Source organism: Aquipseudomonas ullengensis, assembly GCF_014174475.1.
GTDB classification, from domain to species: Bacteria; Pseudomonadota; Gammaproteobacteria; order Pseudomonadales; family Pseudomonadaceae; genus Aquipseudomonas; species Aquipseudomonas ullengensis.
The window spans coordinates 167,727-188,207 of the sequence record NZ_JACJUD010000007.1 but is presented as its reverse complement, the minus strand read 5'-3'; the positions used below and the strand labels follow the sequence as shown (position 1 = coordinate 188,207).

Annotated in this window: 17 protein-coding genes; 10 read left to right on the top strand and 7 right to left on the bottom strand. The window is 65.0% G+C overall.

Features of this window, described 5'->3' with window-relative positions; all coding sequences use genetic code 11:
* Positions 1 to 51 precede the first annotated feature (51 nt).
* A complete protein-coding gene (locus H3H51_RS19220; protein WP_183090686.1) occupies positions 52 to 1,548 on the top strand; it encodes a TolC family protein in 1,497 nt (498 codons plus the stop codon).
* 61 nt (positions 1,549 to 1,609) lie between these two features.
* Here the strand turns inward: H3H51_RS19220 and H3H51_RS19215 are convergent, their stop codons facing one another.
* On the bottom strand, positions 1,610 to 2,416 hold the full coding sequence (locus H3H51_RS19215; RefSeq protein ID WP_183090800.1) for a hypothetical protein: 807 nt from the start codon (positions 2,414 to 2,416) through the stop codon (positions 1,610 to 1,612).
* Positions 2,417 to 2,709: 293 nt separating this feature from the next.
* On the opposite strand from H3H51_RS19215, the gene H3H51_RS19210 reads away from it, so the two are divergent.
* The gene (locus H3H51_RS19210) at positions 2,710 to 3,447 is read left to right on the top strand and encodes a TorF family putative porin (protein ID WP_183090685.1); all 738 of its coding nucleotides are present in this window, start codon (positions 2,710 to 2,712) and stop codon (positions 3,445 to 3,447) included.
* 105 nt (positions 3,448 to 3,552) lie between these two features.
* Here H3H51_RS19210 and H3H51_RS19205 read toward each other — a convergent pair whose 3' ends face one another.
* The 5 genes from H3H51_RS19205 to H3H51_RS19185 form a co-directional block, all read right to left on the bottom strand.
* A complete protein-coding gene (locus H3H51_RS19205; protein WP_328803686.1) occupies positions 3,553 to 5,331 on the bottom strand; it encodes an ABC transporter ATP-binding protein in 1,779 nt (592 codons plus the stop codon).
* Positions 5,324 to 5,932 carry a DsbA family protein gene (locus tag H3H51_RS19200; RefSeq protein ID WP_183090795.1) on the bottom strand — a complete coding sequence of 203 codons (609 nt, stop codon included), beginning with the start codon at positions 5,930 to 5,932 and terminating at the stop codon, positions 5,324 to 5,326. The genes H3H51_RS19205 and H3H51_RS19200 overlap by 8 nt, the downstream gene beginning before the upstream one ends.
* Before the next feature lie 208 nt (positions 5,933 to 6,140).
* Positions 6,141 to 7,076 (bottom strand): oxygen-dependent tRNA uridine(34) hydroxylase TrhO, encoded by a 936-nt coding sequence (trhO, locus tag H3H51_RS19195; protein ID WP_183090683.1) that lies wholly within the window; start codon positions 7,074 to 7,076, stop codon positions 6,141 to 6,143.
* A 156-nt stretch (positions 7,077 to 7,232) separates the two neighbouring features.
* Positions 7,233 to 7,541 carry a BolA family protein gene (locus tag H3H51_RS19190; RefSeq protein WP_183090682.1) on the bottom strand — a complete coding sequence of 103 codons (309 nt, stop codon included), beginning with the start codon at positions 7,539 to 7,541 and terminating at the stop codon, positions 7,233 to 7,235.
* On the bottom strand, positions 7,538 to 8,035 hold the full coding sequence (locus tag H3H51_RS19185) for a DUF2059 domain-containing protein (protein ID WP_183090681.1): 498 nt from the start codon (positions 8,033 to 8,035) through the stop codon (positions 7,538 to 7,540). The genes H3H51_RS19190 and H3H51_RS19185 overlap by 4 nt, the downstream gene beginning before the upstream one ends.
* Positions 8,036 to 8,402: 367 nt before the next feature.
* On the opposite strand from H3H51_RS19185, the gene H3H51_RS19180 reads away from it, so the two are divergent.
* From H3H51_RS19180 to H3H51_RS19165, 4 genes are all read left to right on the top strand, one after another.
* Entirely contained in the window at positions 8,403 to 9,416 is a 1,014-nt protein-coding gene (locus H3H51_RS19180) for a DUF2804 domain-containing protein (protein ID WP_183090680.1), read from the top strand.
* Positions 9,417 to 9,495: 79 nt separating this feature from the next.
* The gene (locus H3H51_RS19175; protein ID WP_183090679.1) at positions 9,496 to 10,890 is read left to right on the top strand and encodes a class II fumarate hydratase; all 1,395 of its coding nucleotides are present in this window, start codon (positions 9,496 to 9,498) and stop codon (positions 10,888 to 10,890) included.
* Positions 10,883 to 11,503 carry an NAD(P)H-dependent oxidoreductase gene (locus tag H3H51_RS19170; protein ID WP_183090678.1) on the top strand — a complete coding sequence of 207 codons (621 nt, stop codon included), beginning with the start codon at positions 10,883 to 10,885 and terminating at the stop codon, positions 11,501 to 11,503. Before H3H51_RS19175 ends, H3H51_RS19170 begins: the two co-directional genes overlap by 8 nt.
* Before the next feature lie 180 nt (positions 11,504 to 11,683).
* Positions 11,684 to 11,893, top strand: a complete 210-nt coding sequence (locus H3H51_RS19165) for a DUF6316 family protein (RefSeq protein ID WP_183090677.1) — start codon at positions 11,684 to 11,686, stop codon at positions 11,891 to 11,893.
* Positions 11,894 to 11,924: 31 nt separating this feature from the next.
* Here H3H51_RS19165 and pap read toward each other — a convergent pair whose 3' ends face one another.
* On the bottom strand, positions 11,925 to 13,412 hold the full coding sequence (pap, locus tag H3H51_RS19160) for a polyphosphate:AMP phosphotransferase (RefSeq protein ID WP_183090676.1): 1,488 nt from the start codon (positions 13,410 to 13,412) through the stop codon (positions 11,925 to 11,927).
* A gap of 123 nt (positions 13,413 to 13,535) precedes the next feature.
* Between pap and mnmC the strand changes: the two genes are divergently transcribed.
* The 4 genes from mnmC (at position 13,536) to H3H51_RS19140 (ending at position 20,472) form a co-directional block, all read left to right on the top strand.
* Entirely contained in the window at positions 13,536 to 15,506 is a 1,971-nt protein-coding gene (gene mnmC, locus H3H51_RS19155) for a bifunctional tRNA (5-methylaminomethyl-2-thiouridine)(34)-methyltransferase MnmD/FAD-dependent 5-carboxymethylaminomethyl-2-thiouridine(34) oxidoreductase MnmC (protein WP_183090675.1), read from the top strand.
* A 197-nt stretch (positions 15,507 to 15,703) separates the two neighbouring features.
* Positions 15,704 to 17,473 (top strand): N-acetylglutaminylglutamine amidotransferase, encoded by a 1,770-nt coding sequence (locus H3H51_RS19150; RefSeq protein WP_183090674.1) that lies wholly within the window; start codon positions 15,704 to 15,706, stop codon positions 17,471 to 17,473.
* Between the two features lie 19 nt (positions 17,474 to 17,492).
* Entirely contained in the window at positions 17,493 to 19,232 is a 1,740-nt protein-coding gene (gene ngg, locus H3H51_RS19145) for an N-acetylglutaminylglutamine synthetase (RefSeq protein ID WP_183090673.1), read from the top strand.
* A 43-nt stretch (positions 19,233 to 19,275) separates the two neighbouring features.
* Positions 19,276 to 20,472: an osmoprotectant NAGGN system M42 family peptidase gene (locus H3H51_RS19140; protein ID WP_183090672.1), complete on the top strand. Its 1,197-nt coding sequence runs from the start codon at positions 19,276 to 19,278 to the stop codon at positions 20,470 to 20,472.
* Positions 20,473 to 20,481 lie beyond the last annotated feature (9 nt).

The window sequence follows — 20,481 nt, the reverse complement described above, 5'->3', positions numbered from 1 at the left end:
CTACAAATTTAAGAAAGAAGATTCGAGCCGTTTTTAGGGGGCGGCCCAAGGATGAATAAATCTCAGAAACTGTTTGGCGTCAGCCTGCTTGCTCTGGCCATCAGCGGCTGTGCGGTCACCAGCCAACCGATCGAGCGCAGTGCCAGTGAACAACGTGCGCAAAGCGACCTACAGAGCATGTTCAATGATCAGGAGCCCCTTAGTGGCCCGCTGACCCTGCATGAGGCCATGGCCCGCGCGGTTAAATACAACCTCGAAGGCCGTCTCAAGGTGATGGAAGAAGCCATGGCCCAGCGCCAGGTCGACCTCGCCACCTTCGACATGCTGCCGCGCATGGCACTCTCCGCCGGTTATGCCGGCCGGGACAACGTCAGTGCTTCCAGCAGCGAAAGCGTGCAGACCGGCACTCAGTCCCTGGAGCCTTCCACCTCGCAGGATCGTGACCGTGGCGTAGCGGATCTGACCATGGTGTGGAACGTGCTGGACTTCGGCGTCGCCTACGTCAGCGCCAAGCAGCAAGGCGACCAGCGCCTGATCGTGCAGGAACGCCGGCGCAAGGTCGTACACACCATCATCCAGGACGTGCGCTCCGCCTACTGGCGCGCCGTGGCGGCCGAGCGCCTGCTAACCCAGATCGACAGCCTGATGGCGCGCGTCGACCAAGCCCGCAGCAACAGCCAGAGCCTGAGCAGCCAGCGTATCGGTGACCCGATTCAGGCACTCAGCTACCAGCGCGCCCTGATCGAAGCGACCCGCCAGTTGGAAGATCAGCGCCGCGCCCTGTCGCTGGCCAAGACCGAACTGGCGACCCTGATCAACCTTCCCATGGGCAGCGACCTGACCTTGGCGGCCAACGATGATTACTCGGTGCCGGAGCTCAAGGTCGAGCTCGGTGTGCTGGAACAAGAAGCCCTGGCCAGCCGCCCCGAGCTGCGCGAACAGGACTACCAGGCACGCATCAGCGCCGCGGAAACCCGCAAGGCCATGCTGCGCCTGCTGCCCGGCCTGGAGTTCTCCGCCGGCGGCCATTACGACAGCAACTCCTTCCTGGTCAACCAGAGCTGGGCCGACTATGGCGTGAAGGTCACCTGGAACCTGTTCAACGTGCTCTCCGGCCCCGCCGCCATCGACGTGGCCAAAGCCGGCGAAGAGGTGACGAAAGCCCGTCGCCAGGCGATGTCCATGGCCGTGCTGGCACAGCTCTACGTGGCCAACGCCAACTTCAACGAAGCCCAGCGCCAGTTCCAGACCAGCCAGCAACTGGCCGGGCTCGACAGCCAAATCGTCGAACAGCTGCGCAACCGCTACAAGGCCCAGGGCATCGGTGAGCTGGAATTGATCCAGGGTGAGCTGAATGCGCTGCAAGCCGATCTTCGCCGCGATCTCGCCTACGCCGAACTGCGCAACAGTTACGGCCAGCTGTTCGCCAGCGTTGGCCAAGACCCACTGCCTAGCACCCTGCCGTCGACTCAGTTGAGCGATATCGCCCAGGCACTCAGCGACAGCGAAACCCGCTGGCAGTCGGGTGATCTGCAGCCGAGCAACTGAACCCCCTGAAATGCAAAGAGCCGCCCACTGGGCGGCTCTTTGCTTTCTCACCACTCCCGCTTCAAGGTGCCGCCTGTGGCTGGATCAGAAAATGCCCGGAAGCGCCCGCTTCGCCGTAGGCCGCAGCGGCACCCGGTTGCCCTGCGATGCCTGGATTGCGGAATACCTTGATCCCGGTCGGGCGTTTGACCAGTTGCCCGGTGCCGCCGGCACCGCCCTCGCCCGCCTGACCAGACGGTGCACCCGCGCCGCCCGAGGTAAGTACCTGCACGCCGGGGCCGTAGTTGCTGATCGGGATGTAGCCGTCGGCGCTCAGGCTCCAGTAGCGCACCAGCACATCACCGCCGCGCCCTCCCACGCCGCCCGCACCAGCACTGCCGCCAGTCCCACCGCTGCCGCCGGCACAGGTATCAGCCGAACCACCGGCGCCGCCGCTTCCGCCATTACCACCGGCGCCACCTGCACCGCCGTGGGTATCGAGGCGCATCGAGCCAAAACTGCGCAGGCCCAGCGCCAGTTCAACGCTAACGCCTGAGCTGCCGGCCTGCCCGGCCTCGCCGTCCATACCGGGCGCACCATCGTCGCAGCCGCTGGCATCAGTCGCTGCAGCGCCACTCTGTCCGGGGCGCCCGTCACCGCCGGCAGCCAATAGATGTACATCGCGACCAATCCAGGCTTGCTCGGCATATATCTGCACCTTCTCGATACCCGGCTGGACCCGCAGAGTCGCGCCATCTTCGAGCAGCAGGCGTTCGAGATGCAGCACAGGCTGGTCGATCAGGTACGTCTGCCCGGTCGTCACCCGCAACTCTCCCGCACTCGCGCAAGCCGCACCCAGGCAGGCCAGACCGACAAAAACAGCACGCATAGACACATCTCTCACTGACTGAAGACGAGGGTTCTCTGCAAGCGCCAAGCCAGCTATCCAAGCGCATTGAAAATGCGCCATGAACGCGCACAAACCAGGACAGGTGCGCCCCTGCTGCACGACAGTAAACGGATATAAATCGATATAACTTTCGTAAACAGCTGTTTTAAAAGCACTTTTAAAAAGTTGGCAAGGCCTGTGCTTAGACGCAATTGGCTTAATAAAAATAGCGATTAACGCTAACGACCCCAAAGGGGAAGCCCCCAACACTTTTCGCACTCTGGAGTAAGACCATGCTGAAGAAACTGACCCTGGCGATTTCCGCCGCTTCTACTCTTGCGTTCAGCGGCCTAGCCGTCTCCGAAACCTTCAAAAGCGCAGCGGGCGAATTCGACGTCAGCATGACCGCGACCCTGGCCAGCGATTACATCTGGCGCGGCCAGTCGCAAACCGGCGGTGCCGGTGCAATCCAGGGCAGCCTTGATGTCGCCCATGAAAGCGGTCTGTATGTTGGTGTGTGGGCCTCCAACGTGGATGACGAGCTGTTCACCGGTAACAAGGGCGGCGCCGACATGGAGGTCGACTACTACGCCGGCTTCGCAGGCAGCATCACCGAGGACGTCAGCTACGACCTGTCCTGGGCTACCTACACCTATCCGCAAGCCAGCGTCTGGAACAGCGACGAAGTCCTGGCCAGCATCAGCGCCTTCGGTTTCACCCTGGGCGGCAAGTACGCCTACGACCCGCAGAGCAAGCTCTACACCTACGTCAGCTACGACTACGAGCTGCCCTATGAAATCGGCCTGTCGCTGTCCTACGGCCTGAGCGACTACAAGGACCCGGTCGACGGTGCCGATGGCGACGACAAGTACAAGGACTGGAGCGTGGGCCTGAGCAAGACCCTGGTCGGCCTGGACTTCGCCCTGGTGTACAGCGACACCGACATGAACGACGAAGAGTGCACCTGGCAGACCGCCGACGACGGCCTGTGCGATGCCGCTGCAACCCTGTCGGTCTCCAAGTCTTTCTAAGACTTGCACCACCACAGACACTAACCAAAGCGGGCGCCGTGAAGCGCCCGATGCGTGTGAGATCCTTTGGTTGAAGCCGCCTGCAAGGCGGCTTTTTTTCGCCTGTCAGTGCTGTAGGTGGCCGTACAAGCGGGCATACAGTCCGCCATCGGCAATCAACTGCTGATGGTCGCCGTCCTCGGCAATGCGTCCGCCATCGAACACCAACACCCGATCCGCCTGCTTCACCGCGCTCAGGCGGTGCGCGACGATTAGCGTGGTGCGGCCCTTGAGGAAGGTGCCGAGTGCCTGGTGCAGAGCGTACTCGGTCGCGGCATCCAGCGCCGAAGTCGCCTCGTCGAGAATTACCACCCGTGGATCGGCCAGCACCATGCGCGCCACCGCCAGACGCTGACGCTGGCCACCGGACAGGCGCACACCGGAACGCCCGACCACGCTGTCCAGGCCCTGCGGCAAGGCGCGGATGGTCGCCGCCAGCTGGGCGATCTCAAGGGCCTTCCAGCAGGCCGCTTCATCGCGCTCGCGGCCCATGCACAGGTTGGCGCGCACCGTGTCGTTGAACAGCGCCGGATGCTGCAACACCACCGCCACGTTCTCGCGCACGGTTTCCAGGCCGACTTCCTCGAGGCTCGCGCCGCCATAGCGGATGCTGCCAGCCTGGGCCGAATAGAGGCCGAGCAGCAATTGCACCAGGGTGCTTTTGCCACCACCACTGGCACCGACCAGGGCGACCTTTTCACCGGGGGCGATGGTCAGGTTGAGATCGTCCAGCACCGGTTCCTCGCCGTAGGCGAAGGTCAGCCCGCGCACCTCGACACCCACCGTCTCGCGCCCCTTGAACGGATCAATGCGGCCCGGGTATTGCGGCTCGTCGGCCCGCGCCAGAAGCTCGTTGATGCGCTGCAGGGCGCCGCCGGCGGCGTAGTAGGCGTACTGCATGTTGAGCAGTTGCTCCACCGGCCCGATCATGAACCACAGATAGCTGAACACCGCGAGCATCTGGCCGATCGACAGGTCGGAGAACAGCACGGTGATCATCGCTGCCGCGCGGAACACGTCGATACCGAACTGGAACAGCAAACCGCTGCTGCGGCTCGCCGCATCGCTCTTCCACTGCGAGGCAACCGCGTAGTCGCGCACCTCGCGGGCCTTGAGGCCCAGGCGACCGAGGAAGTAACCCTGGCGATTGCCGGCGCGCACTTCCTGGATGGCTTCCAGGGTTTCGGTGAGCGCCTGGGTGAAGCGCGAGGTGCTGTCGTTCTCCAGCTTCTTCAGGCCCTTGACCCGCTTGCCCAGCTGCACCGTGGCGTAGATCACCAGCGGGTTGAACAACAGGATCAGCAGCGCCAGCTGCCAGTGCATCCAGATCAGGATCGCCGCCGTGCCGGTCAGGGTCAGCAGCGCCACCAGCACCTTGCTCAGGGTCTCGCCGATGAACTTATCGAGGGTGTCCAGATCGGTGACCAGGTGCGCGCTGACCGTGCCGCCACCGAGGTTTTCGTACTCGGCGAGGGCGATGCGCTTGAGGCGCTCAATCAAACGAATGCGCAGACGATAGATCACGTCCTTGGACAGCCGGGCAAACAGGCGCGCCTGCAGCACGTTGCTGATCAACGCACCCACCCGCAGCAGCAGGGTCAGGCCGAGCATCAGACCGATATAGCCGGCCGCCCCTTCCCATTGCTGGGGCAGGAAGCGGTCCATGACCTTCAACGCCGCATCGCCCTGCTTGAGCAGCACTTCATCCACCAGCAACGGCAGCAGCAAGGGAATCGGCACACTGCACAGGGTAGCGACCACAGCAATCAGGTTGGCAAGCAGCAAGGCCTTGCGGTGACGAAACGCCAGTTGGCGGATTTCTGCCCAGGTCAGACGATCAACCACGGGCACCTCGCTCCAGCCAGCGCTCCAGCATCGGCGCCAGCTCTTCCAGCGGCTGGTAGCCATTGGTCAGCAAAGCCAGTTGGCCGTCGCGCTCGGCGAGCAAGGTGGGAAAACCAGCAATACCGAGGTCCTGCACCCAGGCGAAATCGGCAGCCGTCGCGGCATGCATCTGCTCGCTGTCGAACATTTCAGCGAACTCGATGCGCGGAATCCCGGCCTGTTCGGCCAGCTTCACCAGCACCTGGGCGCGGGTGACATCCAGGCCATCGGCATAGAAGGCTTCCTGGATCTGCTGCGCCAGCGGCCACACGCTCTGTTCATCCAGGCTGCGCGCCGTCACCAGGGCGCGGCAGGCAGGCTCGGTGTTGTAGACCAGGCCATCGGGCAGCGCGTCATGGAAGTTGAACAGTTGCCCGGTGCGGGCATTGACTGCCTGCCAGTGGGCGAGAATGCGCACCTTACTCACCGGATCGAGCGCTGCCCGCTCCTGGCGCAAGCCACCGACCACCAGGTGCAGGGGCACACCCGCCGCCAGCGCCTGTGCAGCCAACGCCTCGACCACTGGCGCGAAGCCCCAGCACCAGGAGCACATGGGGTCCATCACATAGAGCAGACGAGGTGAGCGCACGGGCTTGTCCTTAGAATCTGTTCAAAGTCTCGCGAGCTAGAGCCATGCAAGGCGCTACGTTAGTAACAGCCTCCGGCTGGTCAAAACAGGCGAAGAAGCGGAGTTTACTAGCTGTAAATGAGCATTCCGAGCCTGTTTTTAACGCAGCAGGGCCGACGCGCAGCAGACTTTGAACAGATTCTTACTGGTCGACGGCCTTGTAGTTGTAGCCGATGGGGTGTGGCAGGTTGCGCGCCTGGGCGATCTCGATCTGCTTCTGTCGCTCGCGGGCGCTGGTGCGGGTTTTCTCCGGCAGCGAGTCCCAGCAATGCGGGCAGCTGATGCCCGGGGCATAGTGCTCGGACTGGCGATCTTCGATGGAAACCGGGGTACGACAGGCGTGGCACTGGTCGTAATCACCCTCGGAAAGATCGTGGCGCACGGTGACGCGGTTGTCGAACACGAAGCAGTCGCCGCGCCATTTGGTCTCGGCCTGGGGCACTTCTTCCAGGTATTTGAGAATGCCGCCCTTGAGGTGGAACACCTCTTCGAAGCCTTCGCCTAGCATGTAGCTGGAGGCCTTCTCGCAGCGGATGCCGCCGGTGCAGAACATCGCGACCTTCTTGTGCTTGGCCGGGTCGTAATGCGCCTTGATGTACTCGGGGAAGTCGCGGAACGACTTGGTCTGCGGGTCGACCGCGCCCTCGAAGGTGCCGATGGACACTTCGTAGTCGTTGCGGGTGTCGATCAGCAGCACTTCGGGGTCGCTGATCAGGGCGTTCCAGTCCTGCGGCTCGACGTAGGTGCCGACCAGGCGATTGGGGTCGACGCCCGGCACGCCGAGGGTGACGATTTCCTTCTTCAGCTTGACCTTGGTGCGATAGAACGGCTGTTCGTCGCAGAAGGATTCCTTGTGGTCGATATCGGCCAGGCGTGCATCCAGGCTGAACCAGGCAAGCAGGCCGTCGATGCCGGCACGGGAGCCGGAGACGGTACCGTTGATACCTTCTTCGGCCAGCAACAGGGTGCCTTTGATGTCGTTATCGAGCAGGGTTTGCAGCAGGGGTTCGCGCAGCGCTTCGTAGTCCGGCAGGGAGACGAACTTGTACAGCGCCGCGACGACGATCTTTGCAGTCATCGGGACTTCTCTCCAGTGGTCGACCTCGTAAAGGACGGACCGGGGTTTAAACGACTGCGCCGGCAAAGGCCGGCGCAGACGCGATTCTAACGCAGGCCAGGGCAGCCGCGCACCTGACCTGGATCAACGGAGCGCGAGCCGCCGAAAGGCGCCGACCTAGTGGTCGTGCTTGCTGCCGCCCTTGCAGGTTGGCGAATCAGGCACTGCCGAAGCCTGCTCCGCCCATTCCTCGGGGGTATAGGTGTGCAAGGCCAGGGCGTGGAACTGGCCCATCAGCTCACCCAGGCTGGCGTAGACCTTCTGGTGGCGCTTGACCGCATTCAGGCCGCTGAAAGCAGTGCTGACGATGATTGCCTTGTAGTGGGTTTCCTGGCCACGGCTGTGCATGTGGCTCTCGTCCAGCACCTCAAGGTGTTCCGGCTGCAGGGCCGCGAAGGCCTGCAGGATGCGCTCGCGCATGCTCATGGCTGCTTCGGCGCCAGTTCGGCGCTCATGTCGGTGAGCAGCTTGTTCACTTGTGGTACCGCCGGCTGCAGCTGCGACTGGGAAATCTGCACCGACTGCGCCATCAACGCCGGCATGCGCGCCAGTACCTTGCTGCCGGTCGGGCTCTGGTAGAAGGCGATCAGCTCCTTCAACTCGGCCTCGGTGAACGCGGCGGAATACAGGCTGACCATCTGCGGCTCCAGCTTCTGCCAGCCGATGGCCTTGTCCAGCGCCGCATTGGCCTTGGCCTGGTAGCTTTCAAGCAGGGCCTTCTTGCTTTCCGGCGCCTTCGCCTCGACAAAACGCTGCTCGAAGGCCTGGCGTACCTGGGAGTAAACCGGGACGGTCAGGTTCTTCGCATGGGTCAGCTCCAGCAGGCGCTTGGCCTGGGCGGCATGGCTGGCTTCATCGGCCAGCAGCGGTGTGCTGGCCACCAGCAACAGAGCGGAACACACAACGGAAAAGCGCGACATAAGAACGATCCTTGGCAGGGTTTTGGCTGAGAACCTGCTTACGATCTCCTGACTCGCGGCCATACCGCGTTAGAAGTGGCCTCAAAATGCTCATTTACAGGTCGTAAACTGCGCTTTTTCGGCCACTTCTGCCTTGTCTGGCTCTAATTCAGAAGATCGTAAACAGGTTCTGAGGCCGGCATTCTGCGCTTAGCGCCAGCCAGGCTCAAGGCAATGCGAGCGCACCAACCAAATAGTAATCATTAGCAAAAGGCCAGCACTTGCCCTATGTTGGTACACCCGTGCATGCTCCGAAACTGCCTACGCCAGGCACCGGCTGCGCCCTGCAACCGCGTCGGAACATGCCCACAACACACGGATGTGTCGGATGAACAGCTTCACTCACGCCCCTCTCAGCGAACCTGCGCAGCCTCTCTGCGATGCCCGTGGTCACCTCGACCCCGCCGCCGTGGGCTGGTCGCCGCGCCCACTGGTGCACTGCGCACTCCCGCGCAATCTGGGGCGGCGCAAACGCTGGAACCACTGGTGCATCACCACGCCACAGTGGATGCTCTCGCTGACCTTCGCCGACCTCGACTACCTGAGCTACGGCGCCGCCTATTTCCTTGACCTGGAAACCGGCAAATCCGTCTCGCATACCCAGTTGCGCCCCTTCGGCCACGGCAGCCAATTGCCGGACAGCGCCCTGGAGAGCCATGCGTTCAGCCACAGCCGCCTGCAACTCAAGGCAGACGACCGTGGCAATGCCGTGCGCCTCACCGTGGTTGCCCCGGATATCGGCGGCCAGGCCCTGCACGTGGCCCTGGAAATCCAGCGCCCCGCCCACCTCGACTCGGTCAACCTGGTCTGCCCCATGGGCGGCAGGACTTTCCACGCCACCAGCCGGCAACTGGGCCTACCGGTCAGCGGCAGCCTGCAACTGGGCGGCCAGCAATACAACTGCAGTCCTGGGCAGAGCTTCGCTTCGCTGGACTTCGGCCGCGGCGTATGGCCCCTCAATAGCCACTGGAAACGCGCCGCCTTTGCCGCGCCCGGTGGTATCGCGGCCAACTTCGGCTCTGGCTGGACCGATCACAGCGGGCTGTCTGAAAACGCCCTGTGGTTCGGTGGTGAACTGCTGCACCTGGACCAACCGGTGCAGATCGAACACATGCGCCAAGACCCGCTGGCACCCTGGCACCTGCACAGCGCCAACGAGCAGGTCGACCTGACCTTCACCCCCCTGCAATTGCACCAGGCCTGCCCCAAGTTTGGTCCCTTCTTCGCCGACACCCGCCAGTGGTTCGGCCGCTTTCACGGCACCCTGCTCGACCAGAATGGCGGCAAGGTCCCGGTAGCCGGGGCCCACGGCTGGCTCGGCGCCACCCAGGCACGCTGGTAATCAGCGCAATAGACACGCGAGGGAACCGGCCCCGCCTGCTGCGGCCTAAACTGCCGGAAGCCCATTCCGGAGAATGTTCATGAACCGCATTGAAACCGACAGCATCGGCGCTATCGAGGTCCCCGAAGAAGCCTATTGGGGCGCCCAGACCCAGCGTTCGCTGATCAACTTCGCCATCGGCGAACAGCGCATGCCGATTGCCGTGCTGCACGCCCTGGCGCTGATCAAGAAGGCTGCCGCGCGGGTCAACGACCGTATCGGCGACCTGCCTCCGGATGTCGCCCGGCTGATCGAGCAGGCCGCCGATGAAGTGCTCAGCGGCCAGCATGACGCGCAGTTCCCCCTGGTGGTCTGGCAGACAGGCAGCGGCACGCAGAGCAACATGAACGTCAACGAAGTGATCGCCGGCCGCGCCAACGAGCTGGCCGGCAACGGCCGTGGCGGCAAGAGCCCGGTACACCCCAACGATCACGTCAATCGCGCGCAGAGCTCCAACGACAGCTTCCCCACCGCCATGCACATCGCCACCGTGCAGGCCGTGCACCAGCAGTTGCTGCCCGCCATCACCGAGCTGTCAGCCAGCCTCGCCGAACAGGCGGCGCGGCACATGCACCTGGTCAAGACCGGGCGTACGCACATGATGGACGCCACCCCGATTACCTTTGGCCAGGAGCTGTCCGCCTTCGTTGCCCAGCTCGATTACGCAGAACGCGCCATCCGCGCGGCATTGCCGCCGGTCTATGAGTTGGCCCAGGGCGGCACCGCCGTCGGCACCGGCCTCAATGCGCCACACGGTTTCGCCGAAGCCATGGCCGCTGAACTGGCAGCCCTGGCTGGCTTGCCACTGGTATCGGCGCCCAACAAGTTCGCCGCCCTCTCCGGCCACGAGCCGCTGGTCACCCTTTCCGGGGCGCTGAAAACCCTGGCCGTGGCGCTGATGAAGATCGCCAATGACCTGCGCCTGCTCGGCTCCGGCCCGCGCGCAGGCTTTGCCGAAGTGCGCCTGCCGGCCAACGAGCCGGGCAGTTCGATCATGCCGGGCAAGGTCAACCCGACCCAGTGCGAAGCGCTGTCCATGCTCGCCTGCCAGGTGCTGGGCAACGACAGCACCATCGCCTTCGCCGCCAGCCAGGGGCACCTGCAACTCAACGTGTTCAAACCGGTGATCATCCACAACCTGCTGCAATCGATCCGCCTGCTGGCCGACGGCTGCCGCAACTTCGCCGAACACTGCGTGGTCGGCCTCGAGCCCGATGCCCAGCAAATGGCCGCCCACCTGGAGCGCGGACTGATGCTGGTGACGGCGCTCAACCCGCACATCGGCTACGACAAGGCCGCCGAGATTGCCAAGAAGGCCTATGGCGAAGGACTCAGCCTCCGTGATGCGGCCCTGCAACTGGGCTATCTGAGCAACGAAGAATTCGACGCCTGGGTGCGTCCGGAAAGCATGCTGGAGTCGGGTCAACATGGTTGAAGAAGTGAAAAGCGGCGCCACCCCACTGGAAGGCGACGGCAAACGCATCCTGCTGATTCTCGGCACGCCCAAGAGCGACAGCCTGTGCCACGCCCTGGGCGAGGCCTACAGCAACGGTGCCCGCGGCCAGGGCCATGTGGTGCGCCAGCTCAAGCTCGGCGAAATGCAGTTCGACCCGATCCTGCGTGACGGCTACAGCCAGGGCCAAACCCTGGAGCCGGACCTGCTCGAGGCGCAGCGCCAGATCCACTGGGCCGAACACCTGGTGTTCGTCTACCCGGTCTGGTGGGGCGGTTTGCCGGCGCTGCTCAAGGGTTTCTTCGACCGCGTGTTCCTGCCGGGCTTCGCGTTCAAGTACCGCAACCGCTCGCAGCTGTGGGACAAATTGCTGATCGGCCGCACCGCCGACCTGCTGGTGACGCTGGACACCCCGCCCTGGTACTTCCGCTGGATCTACGGCGCCCCTGCGCACCGGCAGATGACCCGCACCATCCTCGGTTTCAGCGGAATCAAGACCCGCCGCCTGGCCGAATTCGCGCCCGTGCGCCCGTCCTCGGAAGAACAACGGCAAAGCTGGTTGAAACGCGCGGAACAGCTCGGTGTCAGGGCCTGATCGCCGCCCGCCGCGCCAGGTGATGAGCGCAAAACGTTATCGAACTGGCGCCAATAAATTGAAAATCCAGCCATCTGCTGCGATTCAACTGAGAAAACCTACCATCGGTCGCAGAGCAGAACTGATCAAATTTCAATCACTAGACTGAAACCAGTGCACTCTGTTGCAGGAGGTTTCACCATGTTCGGTCAACGCGGCGTCGATCCCACGCCCAGCACGCATTACCGCAGCGAGCGCGTCAGCGCGGTCAACGGCCAGTACTTCTTCTCCACCCGCGAAGGCACCCTGGAAGGCCCTTACTTCACGCGCGTGGATGCCGAACGGGAAATCGCCTTCTACATCCGCCGAATGCGCCAGAGCAGCGACATCATCGAGAGTCGCGCGTTCTGAACCGGCTCCGGCGCCTGCAGCCGCATGCTGATCAACTGCGCTTGAACGCTGCTTCCAGCGCATCGTTGATGGTGCGCAGTATCTTCACCCGCGCATAACGTTTGTCATTGGCCTCCACCAGGGTCCAGGGTGCGATCTCGCTGCTGGTGCGGTCGACCATGTCGCCCACCGCATCGACGTACTGCTCCCACTTGTCGCGGTTGCGCCAATCCTCGTCGGTGATCTTGTAGCGCTTGAAGGCCGTCTCCTCACGTTCCTTGAAGCGGCGCGCCTGCTCGTCCTTGTCGATCGCCAGCCAGAACTTCACCAGCACGATTTTGTAGTCGTGCAGCTGCTCCTCGAAGTCGTTGATCTCGCCATAGGCGCGCAACCAGTCGGCCGGCGTGCAGAAGCCCTCGACCCGCTCCACCAGCACCCGGCCATACCAGGAGCGGTCGAAGATGGTGAATTGCCGCCGCGCCGGAATATGTCGCCAGAAGCGCCAGAGATAGGGCTGCGCACGCTCCTCCTCGGTCGGCGCGGCAATAGGCACGGTGCGGTATTGGCGCGGATCCAGGGAACCGGTAACCCGGCGGATCGCCCCGCCCTTGCCGGCTGCATCGTTACCTTCAAATACCGCCATCAGCGCATGGCTGCGAAAGCGCTTGTCACGTACCAGCAGGGCCAGGCGTTGCTGCTCGGCGGCCAGCTGCTGCTTGTAGTCGTCCTTGCTCAGCGTGAGGCTGAGATCGAGGCTGTCCAGCAAGCTGCGATTGTCGAGGCTGGCCACCAGCGGCGCCGCATGGGGCTGGGGCCGCGGTCGCCCCTTGAGTTTCAGCGCCGCCTGCAGCCCTTCGAGCAGGGTACGTCCGACCGTAAGGCTGCGGTAGTTGGCATCGGAGCCCTCGATCACGTACCAGGGCGCGTAGTCGCGGCTGGTGCGGCGCAGCACCCGCTCGCCGAAACGCACGAAACGGTCGTAGACCTCGCTCTGCTTCCAGTCCAGCGGGTTGATCTGCCAGCTGCGCTGCGGGTCGCTCTCCAGTTCCTTGAGGCGGTTCTTCAGCTGTTTCTTCGACAGGTGGAACCAGAATTTGAAGATCAGTGCGCCCTCGTCGCAGAGCATGCGTTCGAAGCGCTCGGTGGCGTCGATCAGCTGGTCCAGGCGCGCATCCTTGATATCGCCATCGACCCGCGCGTGCAGCATCTGGCTGTACCAGTTGCCGAAGAAGATGCCGATCTGCCCCTTGGGCGGCAGCTTGCGCCAGAAGCGCCACTGCGCTGGCCGGGCCAGCTCCTCGTCGGTCGGCGTGAGGAAGCTTTCGACATGGATTAGCCGCGGATCCATCCACTCGCTGAGCAGCTTCACCGTCTCGCCCTTGCCGGCCCCCTCGATGCCATTGATAAGGATCAGCACCGGGAAACGCGACTGTTGCTTCAGCTCGAACTGAGCCTCCAGCAAAGCCTCGCGCAGCTCGATAACCGCCTTCTCGTAGCTTTCCTTGTCGATGGCATGACCGATTTCCGCAGACTCGAACATGTACACACTCCCTGATCAGTTCCGCTCAGCCTAGCGGATCGCCACCGGTGGCGGGCAAGTGCGCAAGGCGAAAATAGCGAGGTCTATCCGCTAGAATGCGCGCCTTGCCTGTGAGCCGCGATCATGACCGACACCCCCACCCCGTATGCCCAGCTCGACTGGGACGCCCAAGGCCAACCGCATTCTCGGCAATTCGACGATGTTTATTTCGCCCGCGAAGACGGCCTCGGCGAGACGCGCCACGTATTCCTCGACGGCAATCGGCTGACCGAGCGGTTCAGCGCGCTGCCAGCGGGTGGACGCGTGGTGATTGGCGAGACGGGCTTCGGCACCGGCACCAACTTTCTCTGCGCCTGGCAGTTGTTCGAGCGCTGCGCGCCGGCCGATGCCCAGCTGCATTTCGTCAGCGTGGAAAAGTACCCGCTGAGCCCCGCCGACCTGCAGCGCGCGCTGGCCCTGTGGCCGGAACTGGCGCCCTGGTCCGGCCAGTTGCTCGATCACTACGTCGCCATCCACCCCGGTTTCCAGCGTTTGCTGTTGGCCGGCGGGCGCGTGGTGCTGACCCTGCTGATCGGCGATGCGCTGGACATGCTGCCGCAGCTCGATGGGCAGATCGACGTGTGGTTCCTCGACGGTTTCGCCCCGGCGAAGAACCTCGACATGTGGAGCCTGCCGCTGTTCCAGCAACTGGCGCGGCTGTCTGCGCCAGATGCCAGCATCGCCACCTTCGCCAGCACCGGTTTCGTACGCCGGGCGCTGATCGAAGCCGGCTTCGCCATGCGCCGGGTACCGGGCTACGGCACCAAATGGGAAAACCTCAGCGGCCGCTACGCCGGCCCGCCAGCCAGCGCCGACAAGCCCTGGTTTGCCCGTGCGGCGTATCGCCCCGAGCATCGCGAAGCCCTGGTGATCGGCGCGGGCCTGGCCGGTTGCGCCACTGCCGCCAGCCTGGCCGCACGCGGCTGGCAGGTGACGCTACTGGAGCGCCACGGCGCAATCGCCGAGGAAGCCTCGGGCAACCCGCAGGGCGTGCTCTACCTCAAGCTCTCCGCCCACGGCACGGCGCTGTCGCAACTGATCGTCAGCGGCTTCGGTCATACGCGGCGTCTGCTGCAACGCCTGCAAGCCGGCGCCGACTGGGCACCCTGCGGCGTGCTGCAACTGGCCTTCGATGCCAAGGAAAGCGAACGCCAGGCGCGTCTGGCCGAGGCCTTCCCGGCGGATCTGCTGCACAACCTCGATCAGGCCCAGGCCGAGGCCCGTGCCGGTATCCAGCTCCCCGCCGGCGGCCTGTTCTACCCCGACGCCGGCTGGGTGCACCCGCCGGCCCTGTGCCGTTTGCTTGCCGAACACCCGCAGGTTCGCCTGCTGCCCCACCGCGAAGCCCTGCAGTTGCGCCGGCTCGACGGTGAATGGCAGGCCCTGGACGGCGAACAGCTGCTGGCCAGCGCGCCGGTCGTGGTGCTGGCTGGCGCCGCCGACGTCACCCGCTTCGCCGCAGCCGCCGAACTGCCGCTCAAGCGCATTCGCGGGCAGATCAGCCGCCTGCCACAGACCCCAGCCAGCGCCGCCCTGGCCTGCGTGGTCTGCGCCGAAGGCTATGTGGCGCCCGCGCGCCAGGGCGAACACACCCTGGGCGCCAGCTTCGACTTTCACAGCAACGACCTGACGCCCACCACCGCCGAACATGCCGGCAACCTGGAGCTGCTGGAGGAAATTTCCGCCGACCTGGCTGCACGCCTGAACACCGAGCAACTCGACCCGGCGCTGCTCCAAGGCCGCGCCGCGTTCCGCTGCACCAGCCCGGATTACCTGCCCATCGTCGGCCCCCTGGCGGACCACGCGGCCTTTGCCGAGGCCTATGCAGTGCTCAGCAAAGATGCGCGCCAGGTGCCAGACGTGCCCTGCCCCTGGCTCGATGGTCTGTACGTCAACAGCGGCCACGGCTCGCGCGGGCTGATCACAGCCCCGCTGTGCGGTGAGCTGCTGGCCGCCTGGCTCGATGACGAACCGCTACCCGTGCCACGCAGCGTCGCCGAAGCCTGTCACCCCAACCGTTTCGCCTTGCGCACGCTGATCCGCGGCAAACGCTAGCAGCTCTGCCCTTGGCTATCCCGGCTTGCCCAGCACCGAGCTGGATTCCCGCCTGCGCGGGAATGACGGGGCATAGCTCCTACGAAGCAGTGCCTTTCTATAACTGAATAATCTAAACCTTCTGAAAATCCTCCTGTCCGACCACTAATGCCCGCCTTCCGGCGGGCCCTCCCCAACGGCAAAACCGGTAAGGAATTATGTGCGGAATAGCTGGAGAACTACGTTTCAACCATCAACCGGCCGATCTGGCCGCCATCGAACGCGTCACCCATCACCTCGCCCCGCGCGGCCCCGACGCGCATGGCTTCTACAGTGCAGGGCCGCTGGCGTTCGGCCATCGCCGATTGAAGGTCATGGACCTCGAAGCCGCCTCCGGGCAGCCGATGATCGACAACCAGCTCGGCCTCGCGCTGGTGTTCAACGGTGCGATCTACAACTACCCGGAACTGCGCAGCGAGCTTGAAGCGCTGGGCTACCAGTTCCACTCCCGTGGCGACACCGAAGTGCTGCTCAAGGGCTATCACGCCTGGGGCGAAGCGCTGCTGCCCAAGCTCAACGGCATGTTCGCCTTCGCCATCTGGGAGCGTGACCGCGAAGAACTGTTCATCGCTCGCGACCGCCTCGGCATCAAGCCGCTGTACCTGTCGCGCAATGGCGAGCGCCTGCGCTTCGCTTCCAGCCTGCCGGCGCTACTGGCCGGCGGCGATATCAGCAGCGCCCTGGACCCGGTGGCGCTCAACCACTACCTGAACTTCCACTCGGTGGTGCCAGCCCCACGCACCTTGCTGGCCGACGTGCAGAAACTGCCGCCGGCCACCTGGCTGCGCATCGACGCCAACGGCCACAGCCAGCAGCAGCGCTGGTGGCAGCTGGACTACGGTCCGCAGGCCGATGAAGTGGAGCTGCAACTGCCGGACTGGCGCGACCGCCTGCTCGATGGCCTGCGCCAGGCGGTGTCGATCCGCCAACGCGCGGCGGTGGATGTCGGCGTGTTGCTGTCGGGCGGTGTCGACTCCAGCCTGCTGGTCGGCCTGTTGCGTGAGGCCGGGGTAGAAAACCTGTCGACCTTCTCCATCGGCTTCGAGGATGCCGGCGGCGAACGCGGCGACGAGTTCCACTATTCCGACCTGATCGCCCGCCACTACGGCACTCGCCACCAGCAACTGCGCATCGACGAGGCAGAAATCCTCGAACAACTGCCGGCAGCCTTCCGCGCCATGAGCGAACCGATGGTCAGCCATGACTGCATCGCCTTCTACCTGCTCTCGCGGGAAGTGGCCAAGCACTGCAAGGTGGTGCAGAGCGGCCAGGGCGCCGATGAGCTGTTCGCCGGCTACCACTGGTACGCGCAAGTGGACGGCGCCCCTGACCCGCTAGCCGCCTACCGCACAGCCTTCTTCGACCGCAGCGTGGAGGAATGCCAGGCCACCCTGCAGCCGCGCTGGCAAGGCCCGGACTGGGCAGGCGATTTCGTCCGCGAGCACTTCGCCAGCCCCGGTGCCAGCGCCGCGGTGGACAAGGCCCTGCGCCTGGACAGCACGGTGATGCTGGTCGACGACCCGGTCAAACGGGTCGACAACATGACCATGGCCTGGGGCCTGGAGGCGCGCACACCGTTCCTCGACTACCGCCTGGTGGAGCTTTCGGCACGCATCCCGGCGCGCTTCAAGCTGCCGGACGGTGGCAAGCACGTGCTCAAGGAAGCTGCACGCCTGGTCATCCCCCATGAAGTGATCGACCGGCCCAAGGGCTATTTCCCGGTGCCCGGCCTCAAGCACCTGCAAGGCCGTACCCTGGACTGGGTGCGCGAGCTGCTGCTCGACCCCAGCCAGGATCGCGGCCTGTTCCAGCCCGCCATGCTCGACCGGTTGCTGGGCGACCCGCAGGGTCAGCTCACCCCACTGCGCGGCTCCAAGCTTTGGCAGCTGGCCGCACTGCACCTCTGGCTGAACGAACACGGCCTTTGAACACGACAGGGAGATCACCATGCGCGCCACCGCCTTGAACCAACGCCTGCTGCGCGGCCAGACACCCTCCTACGAACGCCTGCAGGCGCGCCTTGCCGAAGACGGCACCGCGCAGGCCAGCACGCCCCAGGTGCTGCACTGCGGCTGGGGCCGGCTGCTGATCGGGCATACCTACCCGGATGCCGCCAGCCTGGCCGCCGACCTGCTCGGCGAGCAGCCGGGCGAGCGCGACATCGCGCTGTACGTGGCCGCGCCGCAACAGGTGCTGGCGCAGGCGCCGCAGCAGCTGTTCCTCGACCCGTCGGACACCCTGCGCCTGTGGTTCAGCGACTACCGCCCGGCCCGCCGCCCGCACCGCGGCTTCAACATCCGCCGCGCCGGCAGCGACAGCGACTGGCAGGCAATCAACCGCCTGCACCAGCAACGCGGCATGCTGCCCGTCGACCCGACACGCCTGACCCCGCTGCACAAGGGCGGCCCCACCTACTGGCTGGCCGAGGACAGCACCAGCGGCGTGGTGATCGGCAGCGTCATGGGCCTCGATCATTGCCGCGCCTTCCATGACCCGGAAAACGGCAGCAGCCTGTGGTGCCTGGCCGTCGACCCGCAATGCCCGCGTCCGGGGGTCGGCGAATCGCTGGTGCGTCACCTGATCGAGCACTTCATGGGCCGCGGCCTGAACTACCTCGACCTGTCGGTGCTGCACGACAACCGCCAGGCCAAGAACCTCTACGCCAAACTCGGCTTTCGCGACCTACAGACCTTTTCCCTGAAGCACAAGAATGGCTTCAACCAGCCGCTGTTCCTCGGCCCTGGGCCGGAGGCGGCGCTCAACCCCTATGCGCGAATCATCATCGATGAGGCGCGGCGACGGGGCATCGGCGTGCTGGTCAATGACGCCGAGGCTGGCCTGTTCAGCCTCAACCACGGCGGACGGCGCATCCGCTGCCGCGAGTCGCTGAGCGACCTGACCAGCGCCGTAAGCATGACCCTGTGCCAGGACAAGCAACTGACCCACCGCGCCTTCGCCCGCGCCGGCCTGCGCCAGCCCGAGCAGCGCCTCGCCGGCAGCCCCGAGGACAATGCCGCGTTTCTCGCCGAGCATGGCAGCCTGGTGGTCAAGCCGGTGAATGGTGAACAGGGCCAGGGCGTTGCCGTCGACCTGCAGGACGCAGCGGCGGTCGAGGCTGCCATCGAGCGCGCCCGCCAGTTCGACAGCCGCGTGCTGCTGGAGAGTTATCACACGGGCCATGACCTGCGCGTGCTGGTGATCGGTTTCGAAGTGGTCGCCGCCGCGATCCGTCGCCCACCGGAAGTGATCGGCGACGGCCGCCACAGCATCGGCGCGCTGATCGAAGCCCTCAGTCGCCGTCGCCAGGCCGCCACCGGCGGCGAGAGCCGCATCCCGCTGGACGCGGAAACCCAGCGCACCCTGCATGCCGCCGGCTACGACTACGACCGCGTGCTGCCGGCCGGCATCCGCCTGGCCGTGCGCAAGACGGCCAACCTGCACACCGGTGGCAGCCTGGAAGACGTCACCGCGCAACTGCACCCTCAACTGCGCGAGGCCGCCCTGCGCGCCGCCCATGCCCTGGATATCCCCGTGGTCGGCCTGGACCTGCTGGTGCCGGACGCCACCCAGGCCGAGCACGTATTCATCGAGGCCAACGAACGCCCCGGCCTGGCCAACCACGAACCGCAACCGACCGCCGAGCGCTTCGTCGACCTGCTGTTCCCACTGCTGCGCCAGCAAAGCTGACGCCAGCGCGCCCACCCAGGCGCCGTACAACCAAGGAGACCCCATGCCCAGACTGCCCGAGCCCGATCTCGCCTACCTGCGCAAAGTCCTGCTGGAAATGCTCGCCATCCCCAGCCCCACCGGCTTCACCGACACCATCGTGCGCTATGTTGCCGAGCGCCTGGAGGAACTCGGCATCCCCTTCGAACTGACCCGTCGCGGCACCATCCGCGCCACCCTCCAGGGCCGCCAGAACAGCCCCGACCGTGCGGTATCCGCGCACCTCGACACCATTGGCGCCAGCGTGCGCGAGATCAAGGACAACGGCCGCCTGGCCCTGGCGGCCGTCGGTTGCTGGTCGAGCCGCTTCGCCGAAGGCAGCCGCGTCAGTCTGTTCACCGACCAGGGCGTGCTGCGCGGCAGCGTGCTGCCCCTGCTCGCCTCCGGGCACGCGTTCAATACCGAAGTGGACCAGATGCCGATCAGCTGGGATCACATCGAGCTGCGCCTGGATGCCTACTGCAGCACGCGCGCCGATGGCGAGGCGCTGGGCATCGCCATCGGTGACTTCGTCGCCTTCGACCCGCTGCCCGAGTTCACCGAAAGTGGCCATATCAGCGCCCGCCACCTGGATGACAAGGCCGGCGTGGCGGCGCTGCTCACGGCCCTGAAGATGGTTCGCGACAGCGGCGCCGAGCTGGAGATCGACTGCCACCCGCTGTTCACCATCACCGAGGAGGTCGGTTCAGGCGCGGCGGCCGCCCTGCCCTGGGATGTCAGTGAGTTCGTCGGCATCGACATCGCCCCGGTGGCACCGGGGCAGCATTCCAGCGAGCACTGCGTCAGCGTGGCCATGCAGGACTCCGGCGGCCCGTACGACTACCACCTGTCCCGCCACCTACTGCGCCTGGGCGAGGAAAACAAACTGCCCCTGCGCCGCGACCTGTTCCGCTACTACCACAGCGATGCGCAATCGGCGGTGACCGCCGGCCATGACATCCGCACCGCGCTGCTGGCCTTCGGCTGCGATGCCACCCACGGCTACGAACGTACCCATATCGACAGCTTGGCCAGCCTGACGCGCCTGCTCGGCGCCTACATGCTCAGCCCGCCGGTGTTCGCCAGCGATGCGCATCCGGGCAAGCACCATTCGCTGGAGCGCTTCAGTCACCAGATCGAACACGACGCGCAGATGGCCAGCGAAACCCAGGTGCCCACCGTTGAAAGCGTGTTGGGGGCACGTCCGCCGCAGGCCGACTAAGCTGCTCTA